This window comes from Desulfovibrio sp. (genome assembly GCF_019422935.1).
Taxonomy (GTDB): Bacteria; Desulfobacterota; Desulfovibrionia; order Desulfovibrionales; family Desulfovibrionaceae; genus Desulfovibrio.
In genome coordinates this window covers 172,069-184,702 of record NZ_JAHZCJ010000003.1, presented here as the reverse complement: position 1 = coordinate 184,702, position 12,634 = coordinate 172,069, and the positions used below count along the sequence as shown (strand labels likewise).

Below are 12,634 nucleotides of genomic sequence, written 5' to 3'. Positions count from 1 at the left end.
CTTTGCATATCTTGTGCAGCGAAGGTTATTTCTTTTCAAACATTTCGATCTGGGCAACCACCATGCGGCTGAACACGGCGGCAATGCTCTCTGCATCCACAGTGGCGGAGCCGGAACCGGCAAAGGCTTCGGCCACCTTTTGCGCATTGCTTACCATGGTGGAGAAAATCTGCGGGGTCACGTTGGCGTTCATGGCGCGCTGATAGGTGGAATCCATATTTTTTCCTTTCAGGCGGGAGGCTCCCGCATTCGGTTGAAACAAAGACAACAGCTTCAGGGGATTCTCCGTAACTATCTCTGCTTCCAAATTGTTTTGGCAAATTATTGGGGCAAGTTATTCTAGGGTTGTTGCACTACGAGGTATTTTGTCTCCTGCCAAGGAAGAAAGCGTTTTTATAGAGGGAGTGTAGCGCGGATGCTACTCGACCGGAATAAAAAGGCTTTCTGACGTGGGCAGGGGGCAAAAGAACCGTAGTGGCATGCCCTAACAGATGCGGGGCAACTGCGCGCCCTCCAGCATACCCAGCAGGCGGCGGCCCCCTATGCGGGTTTGCAGCGCCACCTGTGCCTTGCCTTCCGTTACCGTGCCGATGCGGGCCGCTTCCTTGCCGTAGGGCGAGCGGCGCATGGCCTCAAGGGCTGCTTCTGCGCTGTTTTCGGGCACAATGCAGATGCACTTGCCTTCGTTGGCAAGGTACAGAGGATCCATGCCGAGGAAGGAACAGCCGTTGCGCACGGCTTCGTGAACGGGAACGCTGACCTCGTCAAGCAGGATGGAAACCTGCGACTGTTCGGCGATTTCGTTGAGCGTGGTGGCAAGGCCGCCGCGTGTGGGGTCGCGCAGCACATGCACCTCGCCCACAGCGGTGATGATGTCTTCGATCATGTGGTTCAGCGGGGCGGAGTCCGAGGCCACGTCCGTAAGGAAGGACAGTCCTTCGCGGCTGCCCATGACCGTGAGGCCGTGGTCGCCCATGGCTCCGCTGACCAGTACTGCATCGCCGGGCCGGGCATTGTGCCCCGAGGGCGAGGGCGAGGCAAACACCTGCCCGATGCCTGTGGTATTGATGAAAATCTTGTCGCAAGCACCGCGCGGCACAACCTTGGTGTCGCCCGTCACAATGCTCACGCCCGCCTCGCGAGCTGCCGCGCCCATGTCGGCCACGACGCGCTCAAGGGTTTCGAGGGGCAGGCCTTCTTCAAGGATGAATCCGCAGCTCAGGTAGCGGGGCCGTGCGCCCAGCATGGCGACATCGTTGACGGTGCCGTGCACAGCCAAGCTGCCGATGCTGCCGCCTGCGAAAAACAGTGGCGTCACCGTGTAGGAATCGGTGCTCATGGCCAGCGGGCCGGAGATATCGGTCAAAAGCGCCGCATCGTCCATGCGTTCCAGCAGGGGATTGGCAAAATGGCGCATGAAACACTGGGCAATAAGGCGCTGCGAGGCTCTGCCGCCGCTGCCAGCATCAAGAAGAAGGCAATCGTCCATTATCGCTCCGAATATTTAAAGTAGGCCGCGCAGCTGCCCTCGGTGGAAACCATACATGGGCCAACGGGATTGGCGGGCGTGCAGCGCTTGCCGAAAAGCGGGCAGTCCGGCGGGGTAATGCGCCCCTTGAGCACATCGCCGCAGCGACAGCCGGGCAGGGGGGGGACGTCCGGCAGGGTGAGGTCAAGGCGCTTCATGGCGTCCATGCTCTCATACTCCGGGCGCAGGGCCAGGCCGCTCTGCGGTATGCGGCCTATGCCGCGCCACAGGGCGTCCGCCGGTTGAAAAAACTGTTCCAGCAGGGCGCGGGCGCGGGGGTTGCCCGTGTCGTCCACGGCGCGGGGGTAGGCATTGACCACATCGGGCTTGCCATCGCGCATCTGCTCGGCCATGAGGCAGAGGGCCAGCAGAATGTCTGCGGGCTGGAAGCCGCCCACAATGCCGGGAACATGAAAATCGCGCGCCAGAAAGGCGTAGGGTTCCAGCCCAAGAATGGTGGAAACGTGTCCCGGCAGCAAAAAGGCTTCCACGCCGCACTGGCTGTCTTCAAGCAGGATGCGCAGGGCAGGGGGCACAAGCTTGTGCAGGGAGAGCACACAGAAATTGTTCAATCCGCGCTGCTGGGCGGTGAGCAGGGTGGCTGCCACGGTGGGGGCGGTGGTTTCAAAACCAATGCCCAGAAAAACCACTGTATCGCCGGGGTTGGCCGCCGCGAGGGTAAGAGCGTCCAGCGGCGAATAGACAATTTCAACCCGCGCCCCTTGGGCCTGAGCGTGTTTGAGGCTGAGGCCGCCGGGGCCGGGCACGCGCAAAAGGTCGCCAAAAGTGGCTATGATGACGCGGTCACGGCCCGCAAGCTCCAGAAAGGCGGCTACTTCCGCATCGTGCGTGACGCATACGGGGCAGCCGGGGCCGGAAAGGTGCGTTACCGATTTGGGCAGGAGCGAGCGCAGGCCGCTCTGGAAGATGGCAACCGTATGGGTGCCGCACACTTCCATGAAGCGCATTGTGCGACCATCAAGGGCGCGGTTAAGGCGATCAAGAAGGCTGTGGCACAGTTGCGGATTCTGAAAGGCGGTTTCCAGTTGCATGGGCATTCCTTTTTTACGACCCGCAGGGGATCGGCGGGCAAAACTCTGGCGGCATTCTCCGGGGCAAAGGCTCGGCCATTACTGGCGGTTCCGGCAAGGAGAAAGGCTTTTTATCTGCTAGTCATGCGCTGCATCCAGCAGGAATAAAAAGCCTTTCTGCCGAGCCTTGAATGTAAAATGATTGTGTGTATCAGGTCCATGATATGTTAACAATATGAGAAATTTTGTTCCCTGCCAAGGAAGTAAGCCTTTTTATGGAGAGAGTGTACTGCTTCGGTACTCGACCGGAATAAAAAGGCTTCCTGACGCAGGCAGGGGGCAACAGGGCCATATTGCTAATATATCATTACGCCAGCGGGGCCAAAGTATTGAGGCCCGTTTCTACCGGCAGCCCGCACATGAGGTTGGCGTTGGCCATGGCCTGACCGGATGCGCCCCTGCACAGGTTGTCGATGGCGGAAATGATGATGAGCCGCCCTGTACGGGGGTCTACCACAAGACCAAGGTCGCAGAACATGCTGCCGCGCACAAAACGCGTTTCGGGCAGCGCACCCTTGGGCAGGATGCGAACCCACGGGCTGTGTTCCCACGTGCGGGTAAAGACCTCGCGCACTTCGTCCAGGCTGGTAGCGGGGTTTTTGAGCTTGGTATAGATGGTGGACAAAATGCCCCTGTTGGTGGGCAGAATGTGCGTGTTGAACGAAACCCGCATGTCGTGGCCCGCCAGCAGGCTGAGTTCCTGCTCGATTTCCGGCGTATGCCGGTGCGTGGGCAGACCGTATGCGCGGAAATTGTCGGAAATTTCGCAGAACAGCGTGGGCACGGCTGCCTTGCGGCCAGCGCCCGTGGCTCCGGATTTGGCGTCCACCACGATGTCGTCGGTGTGCACGAGGTCGTTCTTGATGGCGGCGTACAGACCCAGAATCACCGAGGTGGGGTAACAGCCGGGGTTGGCGATGAGTTTTGCTCTTGCAATCTCAGCGGCGTACAGCTCGGGCAGGCCGTACACGGCCTTGTGCAGCAGATCAGTGCACACGTGCTCGCGCTTGTACCATGTGGCATAGGTTTCGGGGTCGCGCAGGCGAAAATCCGCCGAGAGGTCAACAACCTTCACCCCGGCGCGCAGCAGCATTTCAGCCATGTCCATGGCTGTGCCTGCGGGCACGGCAAGAAAAACCACATCGCACTGGCGGGCGGCTTCCTGCGGGTCAAAAACGCTGATGACCACATCCGCGCCGGGCATGTGGTTAAGAAAAGGATAGAAATCCCCCAGCCGTTTGCCGGATTCCGCCCGCGAACAGGCCATGGCAAGCCGCATGGAAGGATGGCTCACGAGAAGCCGCGTCAGCTCCATGCCCGCGTAGCCGGTAATGCCCACCAGACCCACATTGATTGTCTTCATGCCGCCGATCCTTTGGAAACTATGGTCAATGGTAGTGACGGAGCCGCGCCGCGCAGACGGCAGATTGCCGCTGACCGTGCCGCACCGCAGTGCCTTAAGATTTTTTTGACTGACAGGCGCAGTCCGGGCCGCATTTCATGACGAACTTCATGCGCAGTTCGTAGAGGATGCTTTCCAGCAGCTTTCGCTCCTGTTCTTCCAGCCCGTTTTCGGTCTTGGCGCGCAGCATTTCCAGCACATCAATGCTGTGCTTTGCCAGCGGCAGGTTTGTTTCCGTACCGCCGGTTTCGGGATTGGGCACTTCGCCCAGATGCACCAAGGCCGACGACGCCAGCGAAATGATAAAGGTCGAAAACGTCACTTCCGGCATGGGGCCATCGGCCTTGCAGCCGCAGTTATTGTCACTCATGGCGACCTCGTGGCACGTAAACGGTTACGGTAACAGCAGTTTGCGCCAATGCTTGCGTCCAACATACAAGCTTTTACCACCAGCGCAAGGGCTTGCGGCCTAGCTGTGGATCAGCGGCAGCGGCTCGCCGGGTTTGCCCGCCAGGGCCATGCGATAAGCCGCCAGCGCTTCTTCAAGATAGTCACGCGAGCCGCAGTGTCCACCCGCTTCAATGATGCCCCGGTTGAGGGCATGCAGCCCGGCCACCAGATCGGCCCAGTCCACCCAGCCCATATGGCCTATGCGCACCATCCGGCCCTTCATGTGATCCTGCCCGCCAGCCATGCACACGCCGTAGTTGTCCATGGCGATACGCAGCACCTCGGTGCCGTCAACGCCCGCAGGCAGCATGACGCTGGTGATGCCCCAGGCAAAGTGGGTCTTGGCGTAAAGCTCAAGGCCCATGGCGGCAACGCCCGCGCGGGCCAGCATGGTCAGCGCCCATTGCTTGGCGTAAATGGCTTCAAGCCCGTTTTCCAGCAGCATTTCAAGGCTTTCGTCCAGGCCGACCACGAGGTTCACCGCAGAGGTGAACAGAGTCTGCCCCTGAGCGATCTTGGCTCGTTCCTTGGGCAGATTGAAATAGAAGCAGCCGGGCGTGACGCTTTCGGCCCTCTTCCATGCGCGTGGCGAGAGCGCCAGCAGCGCAAGGCCGGGGGGCAGCATGAGGCCTTTTTGCGAGCCGGTGACAAGGCAGTCGATACCCCACTGATCCATGGGGCAGGGCGCGAGGCTCACGGCAGAGATGCCGTCCACCAGCAGAAGCGTGTCGGTATCGCGCGTGATGCGCGCCACTTCTTCCACTGGGTGCAGAACGCCGGTGGAGGTTTCGGAGTGCTGGATGAGCACCGCCGCGATGCCCGGATCGGCCTTGAGGGCCGTTGCCACGGCCTGCGGGTCAACGGCTTCGCCCCACGGCACTTCAAGGGTGGTGACTTCAAGCCCGCGCGAAACAGCGATCTCGCGCCAGCGCTGGCCGAACTTGCCCCCCTCAACCACCAGCACGCGCTGACCGGGGGTAAACAGACTGTACACTGCCGCCGTCATGGCGCCCGTGCCGGAACAGGATAGGGGCAGAACCACATCGTCCGTGCCGAACAGCACGCGCAGGCGCTCCTGAACCCGGCCCATCACGGCCTTGAATTCGCTTTTGCGGTGGTGGATCATGTCTTTGGCAAGCACAAGACGCACGCGCTCCGGCAGAGGCGTGGGGCCAGGGGTGAGCAGGCGGACTTTGTTCAGCATGTCAAATCCTTCTAGTTACGCGCCCACTTGGGCGATAAAGCACTTCAGATAGGCCGTTTCGGGCATGGCGGCGTGGATGGGATGATCCGGCCCCTGGCCCCCGGCAAAAAGAATACGGGCATGCAGTTTGCGCTTGGCGGCGGCCTGCGTCAAGCAAGCGCGCAAAGACTGCGTTTCAAGATGGTGCGAACAGGACGAGGTGGCAAGTATGCCCCCCGGCGCCAGCAGTTGCACTGCCAGATCATTGGCCTGCTTATAGGCCGCAAGCCCGAGGGCAGCGTCCTTGCGGCGCTTGATGAAGGCCGGGGGATCAAGGCTGATGGCCTGAAAGCGTCGGCCTTCGTCGCGCATCTGGCGCAGCAGGTCAAAGGCGTCGCCGCACAGGGTCTGGGCGTCACAGCCGGGGGCGTTGGCCCTGGCGTTTTCTTCCGCAAAGGCGAGCGCCTGGGCCGAGGCGTCCACAAAGGTGACGGAGCGCGCGCCCGCAGCCGCTGCGGTAACGCCGAACCCGCCAATATAGCTGAAAATATCCAGCACATCGGCATCCTTGGCATAACGTGCCAGTTCCGCCCTGTTGGGGCGCTGGTCGTAAAACCAGCCCGTTTTCTGGCCTGTGGCGCAGGGCGCGAAAAAGCGGCAGCCGTTTTCCGGCACTTCCAGCCTTTCAGGCAACTGGCCTTCGCTCTCTTGCTCGCGGGAGAGGTTTTCAAGCCCTCGTGCGGCTAAGTCGTTGGCCCAGAGAATGGACGTGGGATGCAGCAGCGTGTGCAGGGCGGCTGCGAGCGCTTCGCGCCTTTGCTCCATACCCGCAGTGGTGACCTGCACGGTCAGGTGGTCGCCGTAGCGGTCAATGACCAGACCGGGCAGAAAATCGCCCTCGCCGTGGCAAAGCCGATACCAGGGGCCGGGGTAGAGGCGCTGGCGCAGGGCCAGTGCCGATTCCAGCCTTTGGGCCAGCAGGGCTTCGTCCAGTTCCACATCGGGCTTGCGGCTGTGCAGGCGGGCGCAGATAAGCGAAGCCGAGTTGACGCACACACTGCCAAGCGGCGCGCCGCGCCAGTCGCACAGGGTTGCGGACTCACCGGGGGCAAAGTCGGTGAGCGGGCTTTGTTTTACGTCCACCTCATTGGCGAAAATCCAGAGGTGCCCGGCGCGCAGACGCCGATCTTCATTTTTTTTGAGACAGAGTTTGCGCATATGCTACTTTCCCGCTGCTTCGGCGGGGGCGGATGTTTTGGCGGTTTGCGCCGCAAGGGCGTTGATCTGTTCTTCCAGCGTTTTCTGACCGGCAACGGCGGTGCAGGTAAACAGCGCGCCAGGGTCGTTCAGGGCAGCCAGTATTTGCAGAATCCCTATGCGCTGGCCTTTGGCGCTGGCGGCTTCAAGCTGGCCCGGGCGCTGCACAAAGGTCAGCAGGGCCTGCCGGATGGCGTTGTTCTGCGGGGTGGGGGCGAGATCCAGCCCCTTGTCCAGGGTCTGGTGCAGGGCCGTGGCCGCTGCGCGCCCGTCGTGGGAAAGATTGAGGCCAACCCAGGCCAGCGCTCCGTGATCCTTCACGGCGAGGTGCAGATCGCTGAAGCTTTGCATCAGCAGGGCCTGCTCGCTGGTGCTGATGATCCCGGCATCGTACAGGGTGAACGAACAGTCCACGTCCGCGAGACCTTCGGCCTTGATGGACATTGTTTTTTTGTGCGAGGCCGTGCTCAGGCCAAGGCTTTCAAAGGTCATGTTGGCCTTGAGCGCGGGCATGGCAAGGCCGGAAGCCTCTTCAAGCAGGCTTTTGGAGGCCGCAAGATCGCGGATAAAACTGGTTGTGTGGCGCGGCGAGTTGGAAAGCCAGTCAAAACCCACGCTGCCAACAGTCACGCTGCCGTTTTCCACGGCAAAGGTCATGCCCGAGGCGCGCACCTGCCGCACAAGGGGCGGGTCGGCAGCCAGAATTTCTTCCACAATCGGGCCAAGGGCCTTAACGGCTGCGTCCATGTCGTTTTCACTCATTGCGGCTGCGTCCATAAGGCGGTGCAGCAGGCCCAGCTCCGGCAAGGTGAGGCCGTTGGCTTCAAAGCTCGCCATGCGCATGCTCTCGTGCCCATCAAGGCGGCTCTGCATGTCTTCAATGCGCATATGCTCAACGGAAGCGCCGTCCCATCCCTTGATCAGCGATTCCTTAATGGTCAGTTGGGCCAGACCTTCCTTGCCGGGAATGCTGACGCTCAGAAAAAAGCTGTGCGCCTTGTCTGCGCTCATGAGGTACGTGGCGGCCAGTGCGTCGATGGGGGCACCGTCAAGAAAACGGGCCACCAGCTCGCTCTGGCTGCGCAGTTCGTCAATTTCTTCGCGCTGCACCGAACCTCGGGCCTCGGGCGTGCGCAGTGCCAGGTTGCGCACCACGATGTTTTCGGCCACGGGCATCATGCCCACATCCTTCAGCACCATGGGCCGCAAGGGGGTGTAGGCCAGCAGCATGCGCAGGGGAATGCGGAGCGAAACCTCCGCCACTTCATACGCAAGGGGTCCCTGAGGCGTTTCACCGCGCAGGCGCAGGCCGTACAGGGTCAGAGTGCGCGACAGGGGAGAAAATTCCACCCTGTCCACCGCGGCCTGCGTGGATATGCCGTCGCCGGAGATGCCGATGTTCTGGATGCCCCTCTGTACCTGTCCCTCCACCAGAGGGCTCAGGCCGAAAAACAGACCCAGAAAGCCCGCCGCGATCAGAATCACCACGGCGGCTGGCAAATATGCTTTTTTCATTCAGGTTTCTCCAGCTTCAAAACTTCAGCGGTCAAATCGCAGTTGCAGGCGTGTGCCGCGCACCGCAGGTATTCAGCCGATTTTGCTAAAATGTGTTCAGGCAAGGGCTGTGCTCCACACGTACTTTAATCCACCCGGTGGTGGCAGCCAATACTTACCTTGTTGCGCAACGCGGCCTGCGTGATGATGTACGAGGTCTGCGAACCGTGGAAAAGATCCACCAGCCGCCGCGATATGCGTGTGCGCTTGTAAAAATCGTGGATATGTCGCACAAGGTCGCGCATGTCTTCGAAGGCGCGGCGCAGGCGCGCCTCTGTGCGGGCAATGCCCACATAGTTCCACATGGTATTGCGGATGTTTGTCCAGTCCTGGGCCACAAGGGCCGGGTCGTCTCTGCGTTCGTCGCCTTCGTGCCGCCAGTCGGGGATGGCTGCGGCCAGAGCCTTGGGCAGGCCGCTTTCGGCCACCACGCGGTGGGCCAGATCCTTGCCGCTGCTCACGCCCCATACCAATGCCTCAAGCAGGGAGGTGCTGGCAAGACGGTTGGCCCCGTGCAGGCCGGTGCAGGCGCATTCGCCGATGGCGTAGAGTCCGTGCAGCGAGGTGCGGCCATGCACGTCGGTGAGCACGCCGCCGCAGAAGTAGTGGGCCGCGGGCACCACGGGAATGGGTTCCTTGAGAATGTCGATGCCGGCCTCGCGGCACTTTTCGTATACGGTAGGAAAGCGCGTGGGCACGTCCTGCTCCACGCCGCTCACGTCCAGATAAAGGCAAGGCGCGCCGGTGTGCAGCATTTCGTCCATCATGGCCTGGGCCACCACGTCACGCGGGGCCAGATCACCCCTGGGGTCGTGGTCAAGCATGAAGGCGCGGCCCTTGCTGTCAAGCAGGCGCGCGCCCTCGCCGCGCATGGCCTCGGTAATGAGCGAGCGGCGGTTGCTGCGTTCTTCGTACAGCGCGGTTGGGTGGAACTGCATGAACTCGAGGTTGGCAAGGTCAACACCAGCGCGAAAGGCCATGGACATACCCGTGCCCACGCAGCCGGGCGAGTTGGTGGAGTGCAGAAAGACCTGCCCCACGCCGCCGGTGGCAAGCACTGTCCAGTCCGCAAGGATAGTTTCCGTCTCGCCGGTTTCTTCATTGAGCACATACGCGCCAAGGCAGCGGTTGCGCACCTCGTAGCGGTATTGCGAGGCCTTGGCGTGGTGGTGGCTGGTCAGAAGGTCGATGGCGGCGCGGCGGTGCAGCCGCGTGATGCGCGGGTGGGCCAGCACCTGGGCGGTGAGGCCCTCCATGATGGCCCGGCCCGAAAAGTCGGCGCAGTGCAGAATGCGCTGGGTGGAATGTCCGCCCTCGCGCGTGAGGTTGAACGTGCCGTCCTCGTTGCGGTCAAAGGGCACCTGGGCGCGCTTGATGAGGACCTCGTCCACGCACTGCGGGCCTTGCGCGCACAGAAAACTGACGGCCTTGTTGTAATTATAATTGTGCCCTGCAACCAGAATATCCTTTTCCAGAGCTGGTGCGTCCGAGGGATGCTCTGGCGTGGGATTTGCCTGATAGATGATGCCGCCCTGGGCTAGCTCGGAGTTGCCGTCAGCCAGCCTGTCTCCGGCGTTGAGCAGGAGAACGTCGCAGCCGGAATCGGCAAGGGTAAGTGCAGCGGTGCATCCGGCAACGCCCGAGCCGATGATCAGCACGGGCACGTGACGGCGAATAGAGTTCACGGCGCAAACCTCAGTTACCGCAGGCTTCAAGCATGCGGGTTAGGGAGAGACGGGCGGGGGGGCAGAGGTTCTCCTCAATGTGCAGAGGCGAGGCTGCTCCGGCGGCTACGCTTTGCAGCGTGGCCAGAAGCTTCTTTTCCGTAACCTTGGCCATGTTGCCGCAAATGGCATGGCCCAGCGGCAGAATGCGGCACTGGCCCGCATGGCGCTCGGCCAGACGGTACACAAGGTTGTTTTCCGTGCCGACAATAAGTGTCGTGCCCGGTTCTTCGGCGGCTACGCGGGCCGCCTCCTTGATGAGATATGACGTGGAACCAGCGCCATCGCAGGCTTCAATGACTTCCTGCCTGCATTCGGGGTGGGCGATGACGCGGCAGCCGGGGTATTCGGCGCGGATGGCCTCCACATCATCGGGTTCAAAGCGTGCGTGGATGGCGCAACAGCCGGGCCAGAGCAGCAGCTTTCGGTCAAGGGGCTGGGTTTCTGGCTGTACCAGCCCCGCAGCGCCTACACGCAGCACATGGCGTTCGTCCTGGCTGATGCCCAAAGTTTCGGCGGTATTGTTGCCCAAATGCCTGTCGGGCAGAAAGAGCACGCCGTCGCCCTGATCCAGCGCCCAGCGCAGCATGATTTTGGCATTGGCCGAGGTGCAGACCGCGCCGCCAAATTCGCCCACCACGGCCTTGAGGGCCAGATCGGTGTTGACGTAAGCCAGCGGAATGATCTTGCGGCCTGTGGCTGCGAGCTGCTCCAGCACCTTGCGGGCCAGGGGGGCCGGGGTCATGCGCGACATGAGGCAGTCTGCGTCCAGACTGGGCAGATGCACGCTCTGGCCGGGTTTTGCCAGCAGAGCGGCAGATTCCCCCATAAAATAGACGCCGCAAAAAACAATGTGGGCTGCGTCAATGCCGGGAACGCGGCGGGCAAGCTCAAGCGAATCTCCTGTGATGTCGCAGTGGCGCACCACGTTATCGTTCTGGTAGTGGTGCCCCATTATACACAGATTCGCGCCGAGCTGTTTTTTCAGGGATGCGATTGCAGCGCTTGTGTCTTGCATTTCAGGTTCCTCTGCAGGCAGTATGAAAAAAGAAGTGGCAAATGCGGAAATTTGTTCCGGTGATGTCACTGTGTTGTCGCAATGTCGCCGTATGGTTGCCGCCGTGGGTCAGCGTGTTGCTTTCACGGATCGCGGTTTGCGGTATGCGAAAGTATGGCAGCAGAACGCGGGCATGGCTGTTGCTGCGGCTACACTGCCAGCAGGGTCATGCTGAAATCTGCCGACACTGCGGAATGGGTCAGACGCCCCACAGAAATAAAATCGGGCCTGCGCGGCTCGGTGAGCGCAAGGGCGCGGATGGTATCCAGCCGCACGCCGCCACTCACTTCCGTTTCGATGGAGCGAGGCACAAGGGCGAGAGCCTCGGAAAGGCGCTGGCCGTCCATGTTGTCCATCATGATGCGGTCAGCCTTAGCGGCGACGGCTTCGCGCACATGGTCAAGGGTGCGGCACTCCACCTCGATGGGCGGGCAGGGCGCGTAATGCGCGCGCAACCTGGCAACCGCCGCGGTGATGGAACCTGCGGCGTCGATGTGGTTGTCTTTGAGCATGAGCATTTCTGTCAGGTTTTTGCGGTGATTGTGCCCGCCGCCCGCCTGAACGGCGTATTTTTCGACCCAACGCAGACCGGGAGTGGTTTTGCGGGTATCGAGCAGACGCACGCCAGTGCCTTCCAGTTCGCGCACGTAGCGGGCGGTGAGGTTGGCAATGCCCGAAAGATGGGTGATGAAGTTCAGAATGACGCGTTCGGCCTTGAGCATGGCCGTGGCTGGGGCCGTGATATGCGCAACCTCTGTCATGGAGGGCACGAAGGCAGCTTCCCTGACCAGCGCGCGCCATGTGAACGGCGCGCCGAGGCTTTTGAAAACAGCGCCGATAACAGGCAGGCCCACAACCAGGGTGTCTTCCTTGGCGCGGATAACGGCGTTCATGGAGGATTCTGGGGCAAAAAGCCCCAGAGCGGTCATTTCAGGGCCGTCTTCCTCAAGAGCGAGATCGATGGATTTTTGGAGTAGCCGCTGACCTTCGGGAGAGAAAAATGCGGCCCAGGGCGTGAACATTGCGCTTGTCCCCATTTCTTGCACGTGCTAAGTGGAAACTCGCCCGTCAGGGCGCGCGTTGCACACGCTGCAAGACTGTAAATATGGCCCGATTGCGGCGGTTGCCCAATACGGGTGTGGTGTAATAGATAGAATGCCCCGTGTTTCGCGTCAAGCTGCCGGGACTTCATGAGTTTTTTCACAAGCATGGCGTGCTGGTGACAATCACACGTTTTTTGCTTAACAGTCTGCAGTGTTTTGCGGCTGGCTGCCGGGGCAGGCAAAAGTCCCCCGGATTATCGTGCCGCCTACTGTGTGCGGTTTTTGGGGCTGCCCCGGCTGATGCCGTGGCGAAGCTTTGCCGCTTCTTGTTGCAGGGTTGCGCCT

Annotated in this window: 11 protein-coding genes; all 11 read right to left on the bottom strand. The window is 61.3% G+C overall.

The features are described 5' to 3' along the window. Positions 1-25: 25 nt before the first annotated feature. The 11 genes from QZ383_RS06130 to nadC all read right to left on the bottom strand — a co-directional run bounded on the left by QZ383_RS06130 (position 26) and on the right by nadC (position 12,268). On the bottom strand, positions 26-217 hold the full coding sequence (locus QZ383_RS06130) for a hypothetical protein (RefSeq protein ID WP_192113350.1): 192 nt from the start codon (positions 215-217) through the stop codon (positions 26-28). A gap of 267 nt (positions 218-484) precedes the next feature. Then, positions 485-1,489 carry a hydrogenase expression/formation protein HypE gene (gene hypE, locus QZ383_RS06125; protein ID WP_291443926.1) on the bottom strand — a complete coding sequence of 335 codons (1,005 nt, stop codon included), beginning with the start codon at positions 1,487-1,489 and terminating at the stop codon, positions 485-487. Beyond that, entirely contained in the window at positions 1,489-2,580 is a 1,092-nt protein-coding gene (hypD, locus tag QZ383_RS06120) for a hydrogenase formation protein HypD (protein ID WP_192113352.1), read from the bottom strand. The genes hypE and hypD overlap by 1 nt, the downstream gene beginning before the upstream one ends. Positions 2,581-2,926: 346 nt before the next feature. Continuing rightward, a complete protein-coding gene (argC, locus tag QZ383_RS06115; RefSeq protein ID WP_291443924.1) occupies positions 2,927-3,982 on the bottom strand; it encodes an N-acetyl-gamma-glutamyl-phosphate reductase in 1,056 nt (351 codons plus the stop codon). A gap of 94 nt (positions 3,983-4,076) precedes the next feature. Next, complete coding sequence (locus QZ383_RS06110; protein ID WP_291443923.1) at positions 4,077-4,391, bottom strand: DUF1844 domain-containing protein; 315 nt, start codon at positions 4,389-4,391, stop codon at positions 4,077-4,079. Between the two features lie 99 nt (positions 4,392-4,490). Continuing rightward, the gene (locus QZ383_RS06105; RefSeq protein WP_291443921.1) at positions 4,491-5,675 is read right to left on the bottom strand and encodes an alanine--glyoxylate aminotransferase family protein; all 1,185 of its coding nucleotides are present in this window, start codon (positions 5,673-5,675) and stop codon (positions 4,491-4,493) included. Positions 5,676-5,690: 15 nt separating this feature from the next. Then, on the bottom strand, positions 5,691-6,872 hold the full coding sequence (locus QZ383_RS06100) for a class I SAM-dependent rRNA methyltransferase (RefSeq protein ID WP_291443919.1): 1,182 nt from the start codon (positions 6,870-6,872) through the stop codon (positions 5,691-5,693). A 3-nt stretch (positions 6,873-6,875) separates the two neighbouring features. Continuing rightward, positions 6,876-8,426 (bottom strand): hypothetical protein, encoded by a 1,551-nt coding sequence (locus QZ383_RS06095; RefSeq protein ID WP_291443917.1) that lies wholly within the window; start codon positions 8,424-8,426, stop codon positions 6,876-6,878. A gap of 125 nt (positions 8,427-8,551) precedes the next feature. Continuing rightward, positions 8,552-10,150: an L-aspartate oxidase gene (gene nadB, locus QZ383_RS06090; RefSeq protein ID WP_192113358.1), complete on the bottom strand. Its 1,599-nt coding sequence runs from the start codon at positions 10,148-10,150 to the stop codon at positions 8,552-8,554. Between the two features lie 10 nt (positions 10,151-10,160). Further along, positions 10,161-11,207, bottom strand: coding sequence for a quinolinate synthase NadA (gene nadA / locus QZ383_RS06085; RefSeq protein WP_291443914.1), 1,047 nt, complete (start codon positions 11,205-11,207; stop codon positions 10,161-10,163). A 188-nt stretch (positions 11,208-11,395) separates the two neighbouring features. Continuing rightward, a complete protein-coding gene (nadC, locus tag QZ383_RS06080; RefSeq protein WP_291443912.1) occupies positions 11,396-12,268 on the bottom strand; it encodes a carboxylating nicotinate-nucleotide diphosphorylase in 873 nt (290 codons plus the stop codon). Positions 12,269-12,634: the final 366 nt, after the last annotated feature.

Excerpts from the sequence above, each read along its gene's own strand:
- QZ383_RS06130 (WP_192113350.1), bottom strand. The coding sequence starts at position 217 with ATGGATTCCACCTATCAGCGCGCCATGAACGCCAACGTGACCCCGCAG.
- hypE (WP_291443926.1), bottom strand. The coding sequence starts at position 1,489 with ATGGACGATTGCCTTCTTCTTGATGCTGGCAGCGGCGGCAGAGCCTCG.
- hypD (WP_192113352.1), bottom strand. The coding sequence starts at position 2,580 with ATGCAACTGGAAACCGCCTTTCAGAATCCGCAACTGTGCCACAGCCTT.
- argC (WP_291443924.1), bottom strand. The coding sequence starts at position 3,982 with ATGAAGACAATCAATGTGGGTCTGGTGGGCATTACCGGCTACGCGGGC.
- QZ383_RS06110 (WP_291443923.1), bottom strand. The coding sequence starts at position 4,391 with ATGAGTGACAATAACTGCGGCTGCAAGGCCGATGGCCCCATGCCGGAA.
- QZ383_RS06105 (WP_291443921.1), bottom strand. The coding sequence starts at position 5,675 with ATGCTGAACAAAGTCCGCCTGCTCACCCCTGGCCCCACGCCTCTGCCG.
- QZ383_RS06100 (WP_291443919.1), bottom strand. The coding sequence starts at position 6,872 with ATGCGCAAACTCTGTCTCAAAAAAAATGAAGATCGGCGTCTGCGCGCC.
- QZ383_RS06095 (WP_291443917.1), bottom strand. The coding sequence starts at position 8,426 with ATGAAAAAAGCATATTTGCCAGCCGCCGTGGTGATTCTGATCGCGGCG.
- nadA (WP_291443914.1), bottom strand. The coding sequence starts at position 11,207 with ATGCAAGACACAAGCGCTGCAATCGCATCCCTGAAAAAACAGCTCGGC.
- nadC (WP_291443912.1), bottom strand. The coding sequence starts at position 12,268 with ATGTTCACGCCCTGGGCCGCATTTTTCTCTCCCGAAGGTCAGCGGCTA.